Here is a 20,985-nt window from a genome sequence, read left to right as displayed (position 1 = left end):
CACTCAACTCAGGTCTCTCCTATGCACATCAAACATTTTCATTGTTTTGCCCTACTCTTGTTCTGCGCGTCATCACTCCTCGCTGCCGATGGCATCAAAGTCTCGCCGGAGATCGAGAAGGAGCAACTGGCGATCCTCCGCTCCGATGCGCCGGCCGCTGACAAAGCCCTGGCTTGCAAAAAGCTGGCCATCGATGGCTCCGCTGCCGCTGTGCCCGATCTTGCCAAGTTGTTGACCAATCCCCAGCTTCACTCTTGGGCACGGATCGCACTCGAAGCGATTCCTGGCCCCGAGGCTGATGAATCGTTGCGGAAGGCCAGCGAAGCGCTCGACGGGCGTTTGCTCATCGGCGTCATCAACTCGCTCGGCATTCGCCGCGACGCGAAGGCCGTCGAACAATTGGCCAAGCGTCTGGACAGCAAGGATGCCGAAGTGGCCTCGGCCGCAGCGGTAGCGCTTGGACGCATCGGCGATGCGGCCGCAACCAAGACGCTACGCGAAGCGCTGCCGAATGCTGCTAAGCCGGTAAACTCCGCGGTGGCCGAAGGGCTGATTCTGTGTGCCGAACAACGTCTCGCTGCTGGCAAGGCGGCAGAAGCGATTGAGATTTACGATCAAATCCGCATCGCGCAAGTTCCTAAGCAGCGATTTTTGGAAGCGACTCGCGGCGCGATCCTCGCCCGCAAAGACGAAGGCATCAAGCTGCTCGTCGAGCAGTTGCGTTCGCCCGAAAAGAGCCTGTTTCAACTCGCTTTGAGCACTGCCCGTGAGTTCCCGGGCGACGCAGTCGATAAGGCACTTGCGGAAGAAGTGACGAATTTGAATCCTGATCGCGGAGCCCTGCTCATCGGGGCGATGGCTGATCGTCCCGATACGATCGTGCTGCCCGCTGTGGTGAAGGCGGCCAGCGAAGGTCCGAAGGAAGTGCGGATTGCGGCGATTAGTGCGCTCAGCCGCGTGGGCGATGCGTCGTCTGTTTCCTCGTTGCTCGAAACGGCACTCGATAACGATGCTGACCTGGCCAAGGCTGCCCAAACCACGCTCGCCGAGTTGAAGGGTGAAAAAGTCAATTCGCAGATTGCGGCGCAACTGCCCAAAGCTACGGGCAAGCAACTCTCACTGCTGATCGAGTTGGTGGGCGCGCGGCGAATCGAAGCAACGGCCGCCCTGCTGAAGGCGCTCGATAGCAACGAGGCCGCGGTTCGCACCGCAGCGCTCACGGCGCTCGGCGAGACCGTTGATGCTAAAGGCTTGCCCGTGCTGATCGCGCAAGTTTCAACTCCCAAACGCGCGGAAGATGCCGCCGCGGCTGAGAAGGCTTTGCTCGCCGCGAGCATTCGCATGCCCGATCGTGAAGCGTGCGCAGCCGAACTGTCGGCAGCAGCGGACAAAGCGAAATCGTTGCCCACCAAGATCAAGTTGCTGGAAGTCATCGGCGCAGTCGGTGGCACGAAGGCCCTGGCAGCCGTGGGTGCTGCTGGCAAGAGCAGCGACCCGCAACTGCAGGACGTCAGCACCAAGTTGCTTGGTGAATGGACTACCGAAGACGCCGCACCAGTGCTGCTCGATTTGGCAAAAATGCCTGGTCACAAGTATCAAGGCCGCGCGATCAAGGGCTACATTCGCATCGCCCGCCAGTTCGTACTGCCGGACGATCAACGCCACGAGATGTGCTTGAGGGCGATGGAAGCCGCGAAGGCACCAGCCGACAAGAAGCTAGTGCTGGTGGTGCTGCAGCGATATCCCAGTGAGGCAAATCTCAAGATGGCGCTCAGCAGTATGCAAGTTGCCGATTTGAAAGAAGACGCCACGGCCACGGCGATGTCGATTGCTCAGGGCCTGGCCAGCAAGGGCGTCGATGTGAAGGACCAACTGGCCAAGGCAGGCATCGAGAAGGTGAAAGTGGAAATCGTGAAGGCCGAATACGGCGGCGATTCTGGCAAGAAGGATGTCACTGCGATTCTGCAAAAGCGGGCCACCGACATGCCGCTGATCACGTTGCCCGAAACGACCTACAACAAGAGCTTTGGCGGCGACCCTGCTCCAGGCAGCGACAAGAAGCTGAAGGTGCAGTACAAGCTGAATGGCAAGCCCGGCGAAGTCACGTTTGCCGAAGGCGCGCTCATCATGCTGCCGACGCCGAAGTAGTCGTGCGAATGGATAGATGCAAAGCACGGGCAAGTGCACGTGCTTGTATTGGAGAGTGGAATTGATCCTTTGAGATTCAACAACCTGGAGTTACCTGTGCGCACGTTTCATCTCTTTACAGCGATGTTGGCACTGCTCTGCTGCAGCGTTATCGCTCCCAGCGTGTTCGCCCAGAAAGCCGCGCAGCGGCCGATGCTGCCGAAGGGCTATGTGGCCGAGTACGACGTGAAGTACGTGCCGGACGGTGACGAAGCACAGGCCCTGGACATTTACTTTCATGAGACTGCGGCAGACAAACCGCTGCCGCTGTTGATTTGGATTCACGGCGGGGGCTGGAGCGGTGGCAGCAAAGCGGGCATGCCTTACTTGGGGCAACTGCCACGCGGCTACGTCGCGGCGAGCATCGAGTATCGCTTCAGCCAAAAGGCACCTTTCCCGGCACAGATTCAAGATTGCCAGGCAGCGATTCGCTTTCTGCGCGCTAATGCCAAGAAGTACAACATCGATCCCGAGCGCATCGGCGTCGGTGGTGCTTCGGCCGGTGGCCATCTCGCGGCACTTGTGGGCACCAGCGGCGGCAAGAAGGCCTTTCCGATGATCGGCGGCAACGAAGACCAATCGGATCGCGTGCAGGCAGTCTGCGATGTGTTCGGTCCCACGAACTTCTGGACCGTCATCGCACAAGCCGAAGACGACGAGCTCGTCAAAAACATCTTCAAGTGGAACGCCGGCGATCCCTACTCCCGCTTGATTGCTGCGAAGCTTGGCGAGGACAAAGAGAAGTGCGATGCGGTCAGCCCCGTGAATTACGTCAGCAAGGATAACCCGCCGTTCCTCATCTTGCATGGCGACCACGACACTCTTGTGCCGTACGCTCAGAGTGTGGAACTGAAGGACCTGCTCACCAAGTCAGGCGTAGAAGTCACACTGCAGAGGCTTCCTGGCGCAGGTCACGGCGGCGCCGCTTTCGCGCTACCCGCCATCGCCAAACTGACCTCGACGTTCTACGACAAGCACCTGAAAGGTGTTGATGCGAAGATCGAAGCGTTGCCTGAGAGCGAAGTCACGGTGAAGGCCGCTGCTCCGACGAAGTGATCGAAAGGAATTCGAGCAGGTCAGCTGCTTCCTGTGGCGTCAAGCCAGCTAACTGTCCCTCGGGCATGAGTGATGTGTGCGAAGGGCGGAGTCCTTCGACATCGGCAGTCGCTAGGGAGACTTCCTTTCCTTGAGCATCGCGGAGCACGACGAAGTTCTCATCGCGTTTGACGAGGACACCGGCCAGGGATCGGCCGTCGGTCGTTTGCACGAGATAGGTGGCGAACTTCGGTTCAATGCGACGCGAGGGAGTCAACAAGCTCGTGAGCAGATCCTCGCGCGAGCGTGACTTGCCGATCGTGGAAAGTTCGGGCCCTACGGGTGAGCCGCGCTGGCCCACTTGATGACACTTGCCGCAGTTGACCGCCTGGGACCAGAACAGCTTTTCACCCTTAGCGGCGTTCCCCTTCAAGGCCAACACGGCTTGCGGCCGAGGGTTCGAGCCCAGCTTGCGCGGCCCCTGGGTGTCGCTTGGAAAGTAGCGCTCGAACAGGTCGCGAGTGTTGCCCGCCGGCAGCTTGGCTGCGGAGGCTAGCAGGCTCTCGCGTTCGGCGGTCTTCAACTCGCCGCGTCCCAGCTTGCGTGCAAGGATGAGTGCCGATTTCGGTTCAGCGAGCGAGGCATCGACAGTGATGTCGGTTGCCGGCGACACCGAGCCAGGTTGCAAGCTTTCGATCCACTGGGCGATCAAATTCAGGCCAGCTTCGTCGCACAGTTCGGCCCCGATGTGAGGCATGCGGTCGCGGCCCTGTTTGGCCATGCGAAAGAACAGGGTGCTAGTGTACGGGTCGCCTGGCTTGATGATCCGCGCATCGGGCAAGCCGAAGTCGCCACGTGTCGGCCGTGCGTCGACGGCCTTCATCTCAGCGACGGGCGTCGGAAAGCCAAAGCGCAAGGCGACCGTTCCGCCGCCATGCTCGGAATGGCAATGGCCACAATTAGCATGCAGGTAGGCGCGAGCCCGAGCATCGAGCGATTGGCTGTCGTCGCTGGGGTCGCCGAGACTTGCCTCCGCAGTCACCGACGCCGCATCGAATGGCGGCTGCGGCTTCCCCGTTTTGTCGGCACGGTGAACGAAGCCCCCTTCGGTGAGCGAGACGAGTTGATTCTTGCCGTCGGCACCGTTTCGATTCAACTGCGCAGGTTCGAAGGCGAGAGCGTACTGCGACTGATTGTTGTGGCACGAGAGGCATTGGCTGCGACTTTGGAATTGCCAGAGTCGCTTCTGCTTGCCGGCAGTTACTTCTCGCTCTGCGCCATCGGCGGGCACTAACTGAGCATCGGTTTGATCTTCATTCCAGGCGTAGGTATAGGCCCGCCAATCGAGCCCGTCGTAGTGCAACAGCTGCGTTTCCACTCGCCGCTGCGCCCACGAGAGTGTGCGCGTCAGCACGGTATCCTTCGGGAAGTGCATACGGAAATTGTGCCACGACACGAACCCAGGGATCGGCTTACCGGTTGCGTGAAGCGTCGCAGTCGACGTTCCCGGCAAGCCAATCCAGCGGTCAGCGGTAGCACCGTCTTGCCACTGCGGACTGTTGACCGCGAAGGGACGAACACCTTTAGCCGGCTGGTGATCCTTGACCGAAGCGAACAGGCCGGTCTTTGACAGACTTGTAGGAAAACCAACATTCTGCGAGTTCGCATCGTTCTTCTCGAGCGTGTGCAACGTCCCCACTTCTTCATCGAGAAAATAGATCTCTCCTGCATGGTTCTCAGCGAAGGCCACAAACCGAACCGAAGGCCGAGCGAGTTCCGGCATCTCTTTCGTGCGGCCATCTTCGAAGCGTGCCGCCCACAGCCTGCGAGTCTCCCAATCGCCGAAAAGATAGGAGCCGTGGAGTTCCGGAAATCGCTTGCCGCGGTACACCAGTCCGCCCGTGATGCTGCAAGCCATCGTGTGGGGCAGTTCGATCAATGCCGGCTGAATCGGCGAGGGGCCGACTTTCTCCGGCTTCACAGGCTGCGGCCCTTCCATGGCCGACCATCCATAGTTGCCGCCCCTTTCGACCCGATGAACCATTTCCCACAACTCCCACCCGACGTCCCCTACGAACAAATCGCCTGTCTGGCGATCGAAGCTCATGCGCCACGGATTGCGAAATCCGTAGGCCCAGATTTCGCCGCGAGCCCCAGGCACATCGAGGAAGGGATTGTCCTTAGGAATGGCGTAGTTCTTTCCGCCGTCCTTGTTGTCCACGTCAATGCGCAAGATCGAAGAGAGCAGATCGGAAATGTCCTGCCCCGTGTTCCAGCGATCGGGTGGCGTGGGGCCGGCACCATCGCCCGTGGAGATATAGAGCATCCCATCCGGACCAAAGTGCAGGTCGCCACCGTTGTGCCCTCCGCCGGGAAACGTGATCACCACCTCTTCGCTGCCGGGATCGACTCGAGGTGGATCGGTGGCGGTTACTGTGAAGCGGGAGACCCGCGTACCTTCCAGCAGCCGGCCATCTCCTTGCAGGGTGTAGCAGATAAAGCACTGGCGGTTCTTCGCAAAATCGGGATGAAACACCAAGCCATAGACAATCTCGACCGCCTTAGCTTTCGGCAGCAGCTTGACTGTTGAGATCTCTTTCTTCAGATCGATGAACAGCTCGGCCTTCGCAGCAGGATCATCTGTGAACGAATATAGTTTGCCCGTCTGCTCGCCGACGAACAGGCGATTCCCTTCGGGTCCGCGCACGAGCAGCAGGGGGCGATTGAATTTGAGATTCGGCAGCACCCGCACGACCTTGTACGGCGGCGGTGGATCGGGCGAACCCACCACCTGCGAGGTCGTCCACGGCTTGCGTGCAGGCGGTTCGGCTGACATCGCCGGCCACGAGAGTACAGCCACCAGCACCGCGGGCGGCAACATCCAACAACGGAGAAGGGACGGCATGTTTCACACCGGATCGCTATTGGTCAGGAAAGGAATCGTCGCATTGTAGTGCCTTGGATTGTGTGCGGTCACTCAAGAACTGGTGCGCGATCCGAAAAAGTAGGTGGGCTTAAAACCGCTCAAAGAGTATGATGAAAGTCCCGCCCAAGACGCGATTGGCACCGTCCCTTCCTGGTTGACCGCATGTCCCGTTTCTTCCTCAAATCGACCGCAATTCTGCTGACCATCGTTGGCCTCAGCATTGCCCGCGCGCAGGACGTTCCTGCCCCAGCAATTATCTTTCTCAAAGAGCACTGTCTCGACTGCCATACAGGCAGGTCGGCCGAGTCTGGTCTCGATCTGACGAAGCTGGGAGCTGACCTGCACGACAAGAAAACGGAGCACTTTTGGATCCGCATCTTCGACCGCGTGCAAAGCGGCGAGATGCCGCCGAAAGATTCCGAGCGACCGCCGGCTGAGGCGACGAAGAAGTTTCTGCAGGCTACGGGCAACTGGATTCGCGAGACGCAGGTCGCCCGTCAGGCGAAAGTCGGCCGCGTGCAATCGCGCCGGCTCACGCGACGAGAGATCGAGCGTTCGCTGCACGATCTGTTAGGGATCGACATTCCGCTCGCCGATCAACTGCCGGAAGAAGCTCGCACGGCAGGCTTTAGCACAGTGGCTGATGGTCAGGCGATGAGCCACTTTCAGATGGAGCGGCAACTGGCTGTTGTCGATCTGGCCCTCGACGAAGCGTTTCGCCGCGCACTCGAACCACATGAGCCGTACCGCAAAGTGTTCGGCCCGGATGAGATCGTCCGCAATGATCCGAAGCGGCGAACCCGTGAGCCAGAGATGCTCGACGGCCGCGCAGTGACGTGGTCTTCGGGCTTGATTTTTTATGGCCGGCTGCCAGTGACGACGGCGAAGGAGAGCGGCTGGTATCGCTTCAAGGTGCGCGTGGCCGGTTTGAAGTTGCCGGAGTCAGGTGGCGTGTGGACTACCGTTCGCACCGGGTTAGGTGTTTCGAGTGCGCCGCTGCTCAACTGGGTCACCGCGTTCGAAGCTGAAGAAGCGGCGAAGGAGGTTGAGTTTGAAGCGTGGCTACCAGAGAAGCACATGCTGGAGATTCGCCCGGGCGACGTCACGCTAAAGAAAGGCCGATTCAATGGTGGGCAAGTCGGTGCCGGAGAAGGTGGCCCGCAGAATGTCCCCGGCATTGCCATCGAAGAAATCACGATGGAGCGAATTCACCGTGGCGCGACAGACGAAGGGATTAGGCAGTTGCTGTTCGGGTCATTGAAAATAGTGCCAGATAGAAAGGGAAAGTCGTTTCACGTTGAGACAAAGAATCCCAAGCAAGATGCTGCCCAGTTGCTCAAGGCCTTTGCCCGCCGCGTGTTTCGCCGGCCAGCCAACGATGAACAACTGGCACCGTATGTCGAAATCGTGCAGGCTGCGATTGAGGACAAAGTTGATTTTTCGTCGGCCCTGCGCATCGGCTATCGAGCCATGCTTTGTTCGCCCCGCTTTTTGTATCTGACCGAAGAGCCAGGGAAACTCGATGACCACGCAATTGCCGCGAGGCTGAGTTATTTCCTGACCGGCAGCACGCCTGATGCGGAATTGTCTTCGCTGGCTGATGCTGGCAAGTTGCACGAGCAGCCGATACTTCGCCAGCAAGTCGAGCGGTTACTTGCGGGTGATCGTGGTCGGCAGTTCGTCGTCGACTTTGCTGCCCAGTGGCTCGATCTGGAATTGATCGACTTCACTGAGCCCGATTCCAAGCTGTTCCCCGATTTTGACGCGATCGTCCAGAACAGCATGCTCGACGAAACGCACACGTATCTCTCCACGATGCTGCAGCAGAATCAAAGCGTGACGAGGCTCATCAAGTCCGACTACACATTCTTGAATAGCAGACTTGCTCGGTTCTACGATATCGACGGCGTGACCGGCGACGAATTGCGGAAGATCAAGCTCGAGCCCGAAAGTCATCGCGGCGGAGTGTTGACCCAAGGCGCTGTTTTGAAGGTGACGGCCAACGGTTCGAACACTTCGCCCGTCGTCCGCGGCGTGTGGGTTTCGGAACGATTGATGGGCGTGCCGATACCACCGCCGCCGGACAATGTTCCAGCGATCGAGCCCGATATTCGTGGCGCGACCAGTGTGCGCGAACAATTGGCGAAGCATCGTTCGCAGGATGCGTGTGCCAGCTGTCACGTAAAGATTGATCCGCCGGGATTTGCGCTGGAGAATTTTGATCCCGCCGGACGATGGCGGGAGAAGTACGTGCTGCTGTCGGGTGGCAAACGAATTCAAGGCCCGAAGATCGATGCGAGCTACCAAATGCCGGATGGCCGGGCCTTTAGGGATGTGGATGATTTCCGCGGGTTGATTGCCGACCAGCCCCAGCAGTTGGCAGCGAACCTGGCTGAGAAGTTGCTCACCTATGGAACCGGCGGGGCGGTTGGTTTTGCCGATCGCGAGGAAGTCGAACGGATTGTTCGTGCCGCGTCTAAGGACGACTTCGGATTCCGTTCAATCGTGAAGGAAGTGGCTGCCAGCGAGCTGTTTTTGAGGAAGTAAGACACGGCCGATCCGGGTAGGATGACGCAGGGAGAAACTCATGAATCGAGACATTCAGTTCAATGTGCAACGCCAACTCAGTCGCCGCACGGTCCTGCGCGGGGCAGGCATTTCGCTCGCCATGCCGTGGTTGACGGCCATGGCACCCGCGTTTGGTGCCGACCAGGCAGCATCGACGCCGCGCCGCTTTGTCGCCATGACGTTGGGTCTCGGCCTGCATGCCGAGAGCCTGTTTCCCAAGGGGAGCGGAAAGGAATATGCGGCGTCGCCCTACTTGGAGGGCATTCAAAATATCCGCAACGACTTTACCGTCATTTCCGGGACCTCGCACCCAGGTGTTACGGGCGGCCATCGTGCGGAAGCCAGCTTGCTCAGCGCGGCTCCGATGAGTGCGGCCGCAGCTTCGAGAAACACCGTATCGCTCGATCAATTGTTGGCGAAACAGCTGGGGCATCTCACACGGTTTCCCTCCCTCACGCTGAGTCTCTCGGGCAGCAACAGCCCTTCGTACACCGAAAACGGGTCGATGATCCCGGCTGAAGAATCGCCAGCACGTCTGTTCACACGACTGTTTCTCAGCGATTCGCCTGCAGAACAAAAGAAGCAAATAGCCCGGGCTCGCGAAGGTCAAAGTGTGATGGACCTCGTGGCCGAAGATGCGCGGTCGCTTCAGTCGCAATTGGGCGCTAGTGATCGCGACCGGCTCGATTCCTACTTCACGAGCGTTCGTGAATTAGAGCGGCGGCTGAAAGAAACGGAAGCGTGGGCCAATCGGCCGAAGCCGAAAGTCGATATTTCGAAGCCGATTGATATCGGCAACCCGAACGACTTTATCGGCCGGCAGCGATTGATGAGCGACATGGTGCGACTGGCACTTGCGACCGATTCGTCACGGTTCATCACGTTGCATCTGGGAGGTTCCGGCGGAGTCGTGCCCATTGAAGGAGTCGACGAAGGTTATCACAACCTGAGCCATCACGGGCAGGATGATGAAAAGTTGCGTCAACTAGCCCTGGTTGAAAAAGAAATCGTGCTTGCCTGGGGTGACTTCCTGCGAGGGCTGAAAGAGACCGACGATCATGGCGGCAACTTGCTCGAGCACACTTCGGTGCTGCTGACGAGCAACCTAGGAAATGCTTCGAGTCACGACAACAAGAACATGCCGGTGCTGTTTGCCGGTGGCGGATTCCGGCATGGGCAGCATCTCGCGTTCAATCGCGCCAAGAATTATCCGCTGCCGAATCTATATCTTTCGGTACTGCAGCGGACGGGACTAGAACTTGAGAAGTTCGCAACCAGCACGGGAACGATGACGGGGCTGGAAGCGTAGGTCGACTTTGGATCGGTACGCCTTTAGAAAATGTTTTTCTCCTAGCCCGCATCAAAGCTAGTCGAGTTTCAATTTGCGGCGGAAGATTTTGTCGCCGTTGGTGACATAAAGGTAGGAGTGGCTAGGTCCTGCCAAAACGCAACTGGTAAGAGGCTGGGATTCGGTCGGTTTGGGGAGCACTCCGCATTGGCGGCCGGTAGGATCAAACACCTGCACGCCCACGGCAGACGTCACGTAATACCGCCCCGCCTTGTCGACGGCCATACCGTCGCCGCGTGAGGCTGTCTGATATGGCGGTGGCTCGTTGAACTTGAATTCTCCCTTGGGGTCGATCGCCAATCGCATCGTCATCGTCGGCATCTTGGCATCCAGTGAACCATCTGGTCGTGTGCGGAAGGTCCAGGTGTACTCGCCACCGGAGTCGGAAACTGCCAGGGTGCCGCCGTCGTTGGAAAGGGCAATCCCGTTGGGCCGCGAAATGCCTTCGCCCACCGGAGCCACTTCGCCCGTCTTCAGCGTGATGCGGGTGACGCGCTGGTGTTTGGTTTCGGTGATGTACACGTAACCATCGGCTGTCACGGCCAGATCATTCGGGGCGACATTGGTGGCCACTTCTTTGATCGCGCCTGATTTTGGATCGAGCGAAATCACGCGGCTCTTCGCACCCTGGCAGCCATACAGCAAGCCATCGGGCCCGAACTTCAGACCGCTGATGGCTTCCTTGGCAATTTCCACGCGTGCACCATCCGTCGCGTTCACCTTGTACACGGCAGGTGCCTTCATGTCGGAGAAGTAGAAGTTTCCTTCCGCGTCGGCACAGGGAGCATCAGCGAAACCAAGCCCTTCGGCGACGGGTTCCCAGGTTTGACCAGGAATCAACAGTTTCAACAGCGTCAAGTCGCCGCCAAGATCGCCGCGTGTGTCGACAACGGGCTGATACTTCTCTTTACGCCACAGCCACTTCAAGGCTTCGGGAAAGAGCGCGCCGCCGTGATCGGCGTTATGGGCATAACCTTCGGCCCAGTCGAAACGGACATCGTAGCCCATGTACTGCAGCGACGAAGCCAGCAGGCGGTTCGCCCAAGGCCAGCTGCCGGCCACGTTGTCGACATCGCCGCTCGTATCGGCGAGATAGACTCGCAGCGGTTTCGGATCGGTTTTGCGCACCAGCGAGGGATAGACGTTGCCGCCGCGCAGGTTTGTAAAGCTGCCGATGGTCGAGAGGACTTTGTGAAAGGAATCCGGACGTTCCCAGGCAGTGGTGAACGCGCAGATACCGCCTGAACTAGCACCGCAAATGGCTCGCAGTTCGGGATCCTTCGACACGTTGTACTTCTTCTCGACTTCCGGCAGGATTTCTTCCAGCAAGAAGCGAGCATAGCGATCGCCGAGACTGTCGTACTCGTAACCGCGGTTCGACGCCTTCCAGCGGTTCTCGGGTTTCCCCTTCGACTGGTCGTGTCCCGGATTGATGAACACCGCGATGGTCGGCGGCATATCACCGCGAGCAATCAAATTGTCGAACACGACTGGCACGCGCCAGCGACCTTTGACGTCGCGATAGCTATGTCCGTCCTGAAACACCATCAGGGCTGCCGGCTCGTCCTTTTTGTATTGAGCGGGAACATAAACAGCCCACTCGCGGGTCGTATTGGGAAAAATCTTTGATTCAAAAGCGGGCATATCCTCCACAACACCATGCGGGACATCATCGCGCTCGATTGCATCGGGGTGTGGTTTCCAAGGCTCGGGTTTGGCGGCGACGGCGGGAGTCGCTTCCGCAACTTGCTTTTCTTCTGACCACAACCAACGCAATGCCTCGGGGAGGACCTCACCACCTGGACCGCCGCTATGTCCGCCGCCAGTCATGACAAACCGATGTTCGTAGCCCGCGAATCGTAGCGCCGCTGCGAGATCTTCGTTGGCGAGTGGCCAATTGCCAAACAGGTTATTCAGGTCGTCTTTGCCGTCTTGCATGTAAACCTTGATTGGCTTTGGCGCGTTCTTTGTCTTGCGCACTAAGCCAGGATAGGCCCAGCCTCCACGAATATTCGTAAAGCTGCCGATGTGACTCAGCACTTTGCCAAATTGATCAGGCTTCTCCCAAGCCACCGTGAACGCACAAATACCACCAGACGAAATACCGCTCACCGCCCGCTGCTTGGGATCGCTGGTGACATTCAGTCCCTTGAGTGCCACGGGCATAAACTCGTCAACGAGAAACCGCGCGTAGCGATCACCGAGCGAGTCGTACTCGAACGAACGATTGCTGCGATCTTTGGCTCCGGGCTTGAGCGCCGGGATCGTGCCCGGACTGACAAACACGGCGATCGTCACCGGCATCGCCTTTTGGTGAATCAAGTTGTCGAATACCACGGGAACGCGAAACGCGCCATCGACCTTGGCGTAGCCATTGCCATCCATGAACACCATCAGGCTCGCAGGCTTGTCAGCCGAGTATTGCGCCGGGACATACACGCTGTAGTCACGGCGGGTGCCGGGAAATATCTCGCTCTCGGTGAATGTTCCCGAGGTCACCTTCCCTTGCGGAACACCGGGCTGCACCTGGCGATCCGCTGCATTCGTGCTAGGTGCATCAGCGGCGGATAGCGGAATCGAAAGTACGAGCCACGAAACGAAGAACAGGAGAGAGGTTTTCATGGTGGGAGCTAAGTGGGCAAGTTAAAGGAAAACAGACCGATCGCGTCTGAATGATCCTTTAGCGAACCGCACATTGCAAGTACGAGGCGATGGGCAAAGCGTGCTTGATCAGACCAATTGCGCAGCCTTCGCCAAGTCTTCGTCTTTGCCTGCCACGAGGATCGCGTCGGAATCCTTGAGAGGAGCATCGGGATCGGGCGTGGCGGTAATTTGATCCGTCAACACATCGTGAACGGCAACCACTGATATCGAGTAGCGGCGTCGTAGTTCCAAAGCTCGCAGCGTTTTGCCGCTCCAAATTTGCGGTACAGCCATCTCTTGCACGCTGAAGCCAGGTCCGAGTTGAACATAGTTCAACAGCGCGCTTCCCGACATCCGCGTACCCAGGCTAAGCGCCGACTCTCGCTCCGGAAAGATCGACTCGGTCACTCCAATGCGCTCCATCACGCGCGCATGGTCACGCGAAATCACTTTGACATAGACGTCGCGAACTTGCAGATCGTGAAGAACCATGGTGGCCAAAATACTGGCAGTAATGTCATCGCCGGTGCTCACCACACCGGCGTTGGCCCCTTTGGCACCAATCTTTTCCAGCACTTGAATGCTGCGCCCGTCCCCGACGGCAGCCCGCGAGACGAAGGGCGCGATCCGGTCGACGGCGATCTCACTCGGATCGATGGCGATGACTTCGTGCCCTTTGGAATGCAACGACTCAGCAACACTGGAACCAAAGTTACCCAGACCGATGACGACAAACCGCTTCATGAAACTCTCCCGACCAGAACGGTCTAACCGACAACTACATCCTCGTAGGAGTAGCGAAAACTGGCTTCTTTGGACTGCCGAACCATGAACACTGCGGTCAATGTCAGGGGGCCGACGCGTCCTAAAAACATAAGAACAATGGCTGTCCACCGACCAAACACACTCAGTTGTGGAGTGATGCCTGTCGACAAGCCAACGGTGCCAAAGGCGCTGGCTGCTTCGAACATGCAATCGAGAAAATGAGCGTCGTTGTTTCGAAAGGTTTCCGTGACCGTCAGCACAAAAATGCCTGCGGTGACGATTCCAAACGAGATGACGAACAGCCCGACCGCACGGGCCGTGGTCTCGTTGCGGATCGAGCGATTCCAGAATGTCGTGGCGGCATCTCCCTTCAAACGCGACAACGCCAGCAAGCCAATGAGCGCGAACGTGGTGGTTTTGATTCCGCCCGCCGTTGAACCGGGTGAGCCACCAATCGTCATTAAGATGATCGTTAAAAAATTGCTGGCATCGGTCGCTTCGCCATAGTTGATGGAGTTGTAGCCGGCGGTGCGACTCGTCACGCTCATAAACAGGCCATTCGTAAGCTTATGAACGATGGGCAACTCGCGCAGCGTAGCATCCCATTCGAAGATGCAAAACAAGATCCAGCCAATCACGAGCAGTGCCAGCGAAGTGATCAAGACGATTCTGCTGTGCAACGAAAGCCGAAAGATCTTTCTTTGCTTTCCGGCGCGATAGCGGATGACCAACTCTTCCATCGTCAGAAAACCCAAGCCTCCGGCGACGATCAACAGCATGTGTACGAGTAGCACGAATGGAGATCGCTGGTAGCTCATCAACGAATCGGAGAACACCGAAAAGCCGGCATTGCAAAACGAACTGATCGAGTGAAAGATTGCGGGCCACAGCGCCCCGCCGAACCCCAACTTGGGAATCCACAACAGGTACAAAGCGAGTGCGCCAGCGCCTTCAATCAAGAAAGTGAAGCGCACGACGTCAAAGGTGAGCAATTTGGGATCGATGTGCGGCGCGGCTTCCAGGCCACTGACGGCCGTCGCTTCGCCGCGCAGCGAGAGCCGGCGCCCCAACGCGACAATAATCATGCTGGCGAAGGTGAGCATTCCCAGGCCGCCGAGTTGAATCAAAAGCAGGATCCAGGCTTGACCTGCCCAGGTACAGCGGGTCGCCATGTCGAACGTCGAGAGTCCCGTGACACAGACGGCGCTCGTCGCGGTGAACAGTGCGTCCAACCAGTTGAGCGGCTCCCCCGTATATATCCCGGGGATGGTCTTCAGGCCGAGCGTTCCGATGAGGATCAAGACGGCAAAAGAGGCCACAAAGAATTGCGGCGGCGTGATTCGCTGCCAGAACTGCAATGCGCGATTCGTCCGAATCTCCCAGCGACCGAATTCTCGGCGCTTTGGTGCCTTTCCCATATGCTTCCACGTACCGACCGTTGGGCTCGCCAGCGAGCAAGAGGTTTTCCAATCTGCTGACGAGAATCATGACATCATCGGCAGCGCAGGGAAACTGGTAGGGCGAAGCTTAGCTCGCAAAGAGGCAGGCGAAATCTACATAAAAAAAGCCCAATGCGGCGGCAGTGAGCTTTGCGATGTTCGAGCAAGAAAGCAGCGCATCGCAGTCGTGACATCGGCCAGAGCGCCCAGGGAAATCGATGAAAATCAGCTACCGAACCACGATGGCTAACTCGCGCCAATATTCGCTTCACATGCTCATTTTGCTTACGAAGACTCGCAGTTGAATGCTCCGCGTCAATCGCTTCGCAATCAAAAAAGTTCGCAGATTTTTTGCGACCGCCTTACCCACTTCGATAGGTGGGTTCTGCGAATCCATCGCGAAAGTAAGCAGGTTGCGCATCGCCCATACGGCATGTGAAACGTGTTTGAAGTAGCGAAGAGATAGGGTAAACGGAAGCACTTTGACGTAATTGCGTCACCGCGCAAGGCTGTTCCCACGCCACCGACTCGGCGGCAAATAACAACCGGTTATATGGTTTGCAAAGAACAGGCAGGCTTGAGCAACGGGCGACTTCTTGACGTGCTCATTTCTAGGTGTACGGTTCTCCGTCCCCCTTCAAGTTCTACGTAATCGGCGAAGTCGAGTAGTGTCTTCGCTGACCAATCGTTGAACTCCTGCCCTACTAACCTGCCGGTTCTACCCACCTGTCGTTTACCGTTCGCAACGGCGTCTCTGGACGTTGTGCGCGAAGAGGCCTCTCTATGTTCTTCGAAGACAAAGCAATTTTGGACTCTTTCGTCGTTGAATCGAAGGAACACCTGAGTGACGTGGAAACCCTACTGTTGTCTATGGAAGCTGGCGGCTCGAACATCGACGCAGAAGCGGTGAACAGCGTCTTCCGCGCCATTCACTCAATCAAGGGTGGCGCAGGCTTTCTCGGCTTAACCAAGGTCAACGACCTGGCACATGCTCTCGAGAATGTGCTGAACCAAATGCGCGTGCGAGAGTTGGCCCCGAACAATGAGATCATCGACCTGTTGCTGCGTTCGGCCGACCTCCTGCGCACGCTCATTGACGCGATTGGCTGTGACCGCCAAGACAAGCACGACTCGTATGATATTCGCTCGTTTGTCACGGCCCTCGATTATCTTCACACGCATGGTGTTTGCCAAAACGGCAAGCCTACGGCCGCTGCTGCAGCCTCGCAGTCGCCACCAGTCGCGACTCGAACAGCTACCGCCACAGCAGTTAACGTACAGGCAGCGAGCGCTTCGCCACCGCCCCAGCCCACTGAAGTCGTCGCACCTGCCGCCGAAGCTCATGCGGCCGATGCCAACATTCGGGTTGCCGTGGAAGTCCTCGACAAACTGATGAATCTTGCCGGCGAACTCGTTCTCAGTCGCAATCAATTGCTGCAGGCGGTGGGAACCGAGAATCACGCGGGACTCGAAGCCACCGCCGCACGCGTCGATCAAGTGACGAGCGAGTTGCAAGAAGCCATCATGCAGACTCGCATGCAACCCCTGGCCCAGGTCTTCAATCGTTTTCCACGCGTCGTCCGCGACTTGAGCGCCAAACTGGGCAAACAAATCGATCTGCAGATTCACGGTAAAGAGGTCGAGGTCGACAAGACCATCATCGAAGCCATTGGCGACCCACTCATTCACCTGGTGCGCAATTCGCTCGACCACGGCATTGAAACTCCTGATGTGCGAACCCGTCGGGGCAAGAAGGCGACCGGCACCATCTCGCTGGAGGCCAGCCATCAAGCAGGACGAGTCAACATCGTGGTTCGCGACGACGGTGCAGGCATTGATGCCGCCCGATTGCGTACCAAGGCAGTGTCCAAAGGCATTCTGACCGCGGAACAAGCGGCCGCATTGTCGGACCGCGATGCGATCGAACTAATCTTTCATCCGGGTTTCTCCACCGCTGAGCAAGTCACCGATGTGAGTGGGCGCGGTGTTGGCATGGATGTCGTGAAGTCCAACATCTCGCGGCTTGGAGGCACGGTCGAAATCGTAACTCGGCTCGATCGCGGCACCGAGGTGCACGTCAAATTGCCACTGACTTTAGCAATCATTCCTTCGTTGGTGGTTCGGGGCGGCAGCCAGCGCTTTGCCATCAGCCAGGCCAGCATTCACGAATTGGTGCGTGTCAAGGCAACGGAGCTGCTCTCCCGCGTCTCGATCATTCAAGGAGCGGAAGTACTGAAGCTGCGGGGCAAACTGTTGCCGCTCGTTCGCTTGGGAGCCGCGCTGGGTCAGGTGTCCGCGACGGCCGAAGGCGCTGCCCGTGGGCTTGATATCATTGTCGTTGAAACCGGCAGTATCCGTTATGGACTGGTTGTCGATGGCTTGCACGACTCGGAAGAGATCGTCGTGAAGCCCATGGGGCAACACCTCAAAGGCTGCACGTGCCTCGCTGGCGCAACAATCCTGGGTGATGGGCAAGTCGCCCTGATTCTTGACGTTGCGGGCGTCGCTGCTCAGATGAAGCTGTCAAAATCGGCGGAAGATGAATCCGCAGATGAGCAACAGAATACAGCTTCGGTCGAGAAGCAGGCCACACTACTGTTCACCAATCATCCGACAGAGACCTTCGGTATTCCGATGGCAGTCATTCGGCGCCTGGAACGTGTGCGTGCCGATCAGATTGACGTGATTGGCGGGCGTTCGATGCTCGAGTACGACAACGCCTCTTTGCCACTGATCGCACTCGAAGATCACCTGAATGCCAAGCCCCGGCCCCAACAGACTTGGGTGTATGTCGTGATTTTCGACTTCAACGAGCGAGAGGTGGCGGTGATGGTTCCGAATCTGAACGAGATTCGCGAGCTTCCCACGAACTTCGATACGAGAACATTCCGCGAACCAGGTGTCATCGGCTCGGTCGTTGTCGATAAACGAGCCATTCGTCTGATCGATGTCTTTGAACTGGCCGCCGCCGCTTACCCCCAGCTATCCAAGTCAGGAACTGCCACTCCGAAGACCAAGGAACCGGCCCGGGCCACGCGCATCTTGCTGGCGGAGGATTCCGCGTTCTTCCGTTCGCAAGTGATCGCGTTTCTCGAAAGCAAGGGCTATGAAGTCGTCGGTGCCGAAGATGGCCTCGACGCCTGGAACCTGCTGCAGATCGAAGACGAGCCGTTTGATCTGGTGCTGACGGACATTGAGATGCCGAATATGAACGGCTTTGAATTCAGTGAGCGGATTCGCCAGAGTGAAGAGTTCGGCCACCTGCCAATTGTCGCCCTCACTTCGCTGGCCGGCGAAGAAGATGTGCGCCGAGGACGTGAAGCGGGGATCACCGATTATCAAGTCAAAATGGATCGCGATCGCTTACTCGCTTCTGTCGCTCGCCTGTTGAAAGAAACTCGCCGGCCCAAGCCAGCCAGAGCCCTGGTGTAGTTACACGGGTTCCTCTGACATTTGCACCTCTTTTACGCCTCAACAAGCTACCGCTATGTCCACATCGCACAGAAACCTCTCAGTGAACTCCAACGAAGTCCAGTACGCCTCCTTCCAAGTTGGCGACTTGCTGCTGGGCATCGACATTTGCCAGGTGCAGGAAATCAATCGCAACTTGCAACTGACTCCGGTGCCCCATGCTCCCACGGCAGTGCGCGGGGTGATCAACCTGCGCGGCGAAGTGGTGACGGTCATCGACCTCCGCTGCGTCCTGGGAATGCCGCCTGCCGAATTCACTCGCGGAACTCGCAATGTAATTATCAAGCACGGTGGCGAACAAATCGGGCTCTTGGTCGATAACGTCGCCGATGTCATCACCTGCCGCGCCGATAGCATCGACCCCATTCCTGAAAATCTCGGTGGCCTCGAAAGCAGTTACTTCAATGGCGTCTTCAAACTCGACCAGGGCCTGCTGGTCACTTTAAACGTCGCTGAAGCGCTCCTCTCGCTCGGCCAACCGCTAGCCGCTTAACCACGTCCAAGTTCGTTCCATCCTTTTCTGTTTCTCTCCAATTTGGGGCCTGCCATGTCGAAGTTAGCTTTCTTTCAGTTCAAAAGCCTAAAGACAAAACTGCTTGTGTGGTTTCTGCTGCTGGGTGTAACTCCAGCGGCCATCGTTGGCTACGCAGCATATGCTAAGTCGAAGGCCACGATCACCACGCAGACCGAAGGTCGCGTGGCTATGGTTGCCGAAGAGTCGATGGACAAAATCGATCGCGTGATGGCGGAACGCAATGGCGATATCCAGTTGTTCGCCAGCCTGCCGCTCGCCAAGTTTGAGCCTTCTCGCGTTGTCGGAGAAATGGATCGCTTTGTAAAGCTCTACGGCGTTTATGACCTGATGATTCTGGCCGATGCCGATGGCAAGGTGCTGGTCACGAATCAAAAGGACTACAACGGCAAAACAGTTCCAACCGACAAACTACTTGGCACGAGCGTCAAGCACGAAGCATGGTTCGCCGACATCGTGTCGGGCAAAGTAAAAGACGGTGCGGCCGTTCAAGACGTCGTCAAAGACGAACGCGTCGCAAAGATTTGTGGTACCGATCCGAGCGTGGTGATCTTCTCCGCTCCAGTGCGCGATGAAGAAGGCAAGATCGTTCGCGTGTGGGCCAACTTTACTTCTTTCGACCGTGTTGCTGGCGAACTGGTTGCGGATGCTCAGGAACGTAACAAGTCTCGCAACATGAATCTGCATTGCAACATTGTCTCGAAGAAGGGCGTGATTCTTCACGATCAGGATCCGTCGGTCGAACTGAATATGAACTTGGTGAGTGGCGGACTGAACGCTGCCAAGATGATCACCGAGGGAAAGACGGGAGCCACCACCGAAATGCACCTCCGTCGCAAAGTGTGGCAGGTGAATGGCGTGGCTTCGTCGAAAGCACAAGGCGACTTCGCCGGGTTGGGCTGGGGTATTCTCGTTCGCCAAGACTCGTCCGAAGCTTTTGCAGCTTGCACTTCGCTCGCCTGGTTCTGCGGTGTATTTACCTTGATCTCGGCCGTCGTTGTTGGTTTGCTCGCTTTGTGGATTGCTGGTCAGATTTCACGTCCGTTGGTGCAGAGTGCGAAGGTGCTCGAGAAGGTGGCGGCGGGGGATTTGACGCAGAAGGTGACGGTGACGACGAAGGATGAAGTCGGCCAGTTGGGTACCGCGGTGAATAAGTTGACCGAGAACTTCCGCAGCGTGATTCAGAACATTCTGCAAGGGACGCAGACGTTGACCGCCTCGTCGACGCAGTTGACCGCCACGGCCGATGACCTAACGCAGAATGCCAACGGCACCACGCAGCAATCGGCTACGGTCGCTGCAGCTGCCGAAGAAATGTCCACGAATATGCGTTCGATGGCTGGCTCGACCGAAGAAATGTCGACCAACGTGAAGACGGTCGCTTCGGCCATCGAAGAGATGACTGCCAGCATCAGCGAAATCGCCAAGAACGCCGAATCGTCTTCGACCGTCGCGGGTCAAGCGGCCGACCTGGCTGACATCAGCAACAAGAAGGTGGCTCTGCTCGGCGAAGCTGCCAGCGAAATCGGTAAGGTCATCGATGTCATTCAAGACATCGCCGACCAGACCAACTTGCTGGCTCTCAACGCCACCATCGAAGCGGCTCGGGCCGGTGAAGCCGGCAAGGGCTTTGCCGTGGTCGCTTCGGAAGTGAAGGAACTGGCCAAGCAATCGGCGGCTGCGACCGACAGCATTCGTCAGCGGATTCAAGCCATGCAAGGCTCGACCACCGAGACCGTCGGGGCCATCGCCGAGATCAGTGCCGCGATCAAGAACGTCAACAATGTCGCCCGCAGCATTGCCGCCGCTGTGGAAGAACAATCGATCGCCACCAAAGAGATCTCGCGCAACGTCGCTCAAACGGCCACCGCGGCCAGTACGGTCTCGCGGGGTGTGACCGAGTCGGCCGCCGCTTGCCAAGAGATTACGCGGACCATCGCCAGTGTTGATTCAGCTGCCAAGAACACGGCTGCTGGAGCAACCCAAACGAAGGCTTCGGGCACGCAGTTGTTCCAACTTGCCGGCAAGCTCAACAGCCTGGTGACCGAGTTCCAGGTGTAAGGCCTGGTCG

At 57.9% G+C, this 20,985-nt stretch carries 11 protein-coding genes; 7 read left to right on the top strand and 4 right to left on the bottom strand.

Annotated features, from left to right (window positions below; all coding sequences use genetic code 11):
• The first annotated feature begins 21 nt into the window (after positions 1 to 21).
• Positions 22 to 2,148, top strand: a complete 2,127-nt coding sequence (locus NA78x_RS21200; protein WP_425614376.1) for a HEAT repeat domain-containing protein — start codon at positions 22 to 24, stop codon at positions 2,146 to 2,148.
• A gap of 96 nt (positions 2,149 to 2,244) precedes the next feature.
• Complete coding sequence (locus tag NA78x_RS21195; protein WP_425614375.1) at positions 2,245 to 3,243, top strand: alpha/beta hydrolase fold domain-containing protein; 999 nt, start codon at positions 2,245 to 2,247, stop codon at positions 3,241 to 3,243.
• On the opposite strand, the gene NA78x_RS21190 is transcribed toward NA78x_RS21195, so the two are convergent.
• Positions 3,212 to 6,127 carry a PQQ-dependent sugar dehydrogenase gene (locus tag NA78x_RS21190; RefSeq protein ID WP_425614374.1) on the bottom strand — a complete coding sequence of 972 codons (2,916 nt, stop codon included), beginning with the start codon at positions 6,125 to 6,127 and terminating at the stop codon, positions 3,212 to 3,214. The two genes, NA78x_RS21195 and NA78x_RS21190, sit on opposite strands and share 32 nt — an antisense overlap.
• 183 nt (positions 6,128 to 6,310) lie before the next feature.
• Between NA78x_RS21190 and NA78x_RS21185 the strand changes: the two genes are divergently transcribed.
• On the top strand, positions 6,311 to 8,695 hold the full coding sequence (locus NA78x_RS21185) for a DUF1592 domain-containing protein (protein ID WP_425614373.1): 2,385 nt from the start codon (positions 6,311 to 6,313) through the stop codon (positions 8,693 to 8,695).
• Between the two features lie 40 nt (positions 8,696 to 8,735).
• Positions 8,736 to 10,025, top strand: a complete 1,290-nt coding sequence (locus NA78x_RS21180) for a DUF1552 domain-containing protein (RefSeq protein WP_425614372.1) — start codon at positions 8,736 to 8,738, stop codon at positions 10,023 to 10,025.
• Positions 10,026 to 10,082: 57 nt separating this feature from the next.
• Here the strand turns inward: NA78x_RS21180 and NA78x_RS21175 are convergent, their stop codons facing one another.
• The 3 genes from NA78x_RS21175 to NA78x_RS21165 all read right to left on the bottom strand — a co-directional run bounded on the left by NA78x_RS21175 (position 10,083) and on the right by NA78x_RS21165 (position 14,890).
• Positions 10,083 to 12,686 carry an alpha/beta hydrolase-fold protein gene (locus NA78x_RS21175; protein ID WP_425614371.1) on the bottom strand — a complete coding sequence of 868 codons (2,604 nt, stop codon included), beginning with the start codon at positions 12,684 to 12,686 and terminating at the stop codon, positions 10,083 to 10,085.
• Positions 12,687 to 12,794: 108 nt separating this feature from the next.
• Complete coding sequence (locus NA78x_RS21170; protein WP_425614370.1) at positions 12,795 to 13,451, bottom strand: potassium channel family protein; 657 nt, start codon at positions 13,449 to 13,451, stop codon at positions 12,795 to 12,797.
• A 23-nt stretch (positions 13,452 to 13,474) separates the two neighbouring features.
• Positions 13,475 to 14,890 carry a TrkH family potassium uptake protein gene (locus NA78x_RS21165; protein WP_425614369.1) on the bottom strand — a complete coding sequence of 472 codons (1,416 nt, stop codon included), beginning with the start codon at positions 14,888 to 14,890 and terminating at the stop codon, positions 13,475 to 13,477.
• Positions 14,891 to 15,694: 804 nt separating this feature from the next.
• On the opposite strand from NA78x_RS21165, the gene NA78x_RS21160 reads away from it, so the two are divergent.
• The 3 genes from NA78x_RS21160 to NA78x_RS21150 all read left to right on the top strand — a co-directional run bounded on the left by NA78x_RS21160 (position 15,695) and on the right by NA78x_RS21150 (position 20,975).
• Positions 15,695 to 18,343 (top strand): chemotaxis protein CheW, encoded by a 2,649-nt coding sequence (locus NA78x_RS21160; protein ID WP_425614368.1) that lies wholly within the window; start codon positions 15,695 to 15,697, stop codon positions 18,341 to 18,343.
• 82 nt (positions 18,344 to 18,425) lie between these two features.
• The gene (locus NA78x_RS21155) at positions 18,426 to 18,875 is read left to right on the top strand and encodes a chemotaxis protein CheW (RefSeq protein ID WP_425614367.1); all 450 of its coding nucleotides are present in this window, start codon (positions 18,426 to 18,428) and stop codon (positions 18,873 to 18,875) included.
• 54 nt (positions 18,876 to 18,929) lie between these two features.
• The gene (locus tag NA78x_RS21150) at positions 18,930 to 20,975 is read left to right on the top strand and encodes a methyl-accepting chemotaxis protein (RefSeq protein ID WP_425614366.1); all 2,046 of its coding nucleotides are present in this window, start codon (positions 18,930 to 18,932) and stop codon (positions 20,973 to 20,975) included.
• The last annotated feature ends 10 nt before the right edge of the window (positions 20,976 to 20,985 follow it).

It is taken from the genome of Anatilimnocola aquadivae (assembly GCF_049819085.1).
In the GTDB taxonomy this organism is placed as follows: domain Bacteria; phylum Planctomycetota; class Planctomycetia; order Pirellulales; family Pirellulaceae; genus Anatilimnocola.
Note: the sequence above shows the minus strand (reverse complement) of the source record. Positions and strands in the feature narration are given on the sequence as shown.

Excerpts from the sequence above, each read along its gene's own strand:
- NA78x_RS21200 (WP_425614376.1), top strand. The coding sequence starts at position 22 with ATGCACATCAAACATTTTCATTGTTTTGCCCTACTCTTGTTCTGCGCG.
- NA78x_RS21190 (WP_425614374.1), bottom strand. The coding sequence starts at position 6,127 with ATGCCGTCCCTTCTCCGTTGTTGGATGTTGCCGCCCGCGGTGCTGGTG.
- NA78x_RS21185 (WP_425614373.1), top strand. The coding sequence starts at position 6,311 with ATGTCCCGTTTCTTCCTCAAATCGACCGCAATTCTGCTGACCATCGTT.
- NA78x_RS21180 (WP_425614372.1), top strand. The coding sequence starts at position 8,736 with ATGAATCGAGACATTCAGTTCAATGTGCAACGCCAACTCAGTCGCCGC.
- NA78x_RS21175 (WP_425614371.1), bottom strand. The coding sequence starts at position 12,686 with ATGAAAACCTCTCTCCTGTTCTTCGTTTCGTGGCTCGTACTTTCGATT.
- NA78x_RS21170 (WP_425614370.1), bottom strand. The coding sequence starts at position 13,451 with ATGAAGCGGTTTGTCGTCATCGGTCTGGGTAACTTTGGTTCCAGTGTT.
- NA78x_RS21165 (WP_425614369.1), bottom strand. The coding sequence starts at position 14,890 with ATGGGAAAGGCACCAAAGCGCCGAGAATTCGGTCGCTGGGAGATTCGG.
- NA78x_RS21160 (WP_425614368.1), top strand. The coding sequence starts at position 15,695 with ATGTTCTTCGAAGACAAAGCAATTTTGGACTCTTTCGTCGTTGAATCG.
- NA78x_RS21150 (WP_425614366.1), top strand. The coding sequence starts at position 18,930 with ATGTCGAAGTTAGCTTTCTTTCAGTTCAAAAGCCTAAAGACAAAACTG.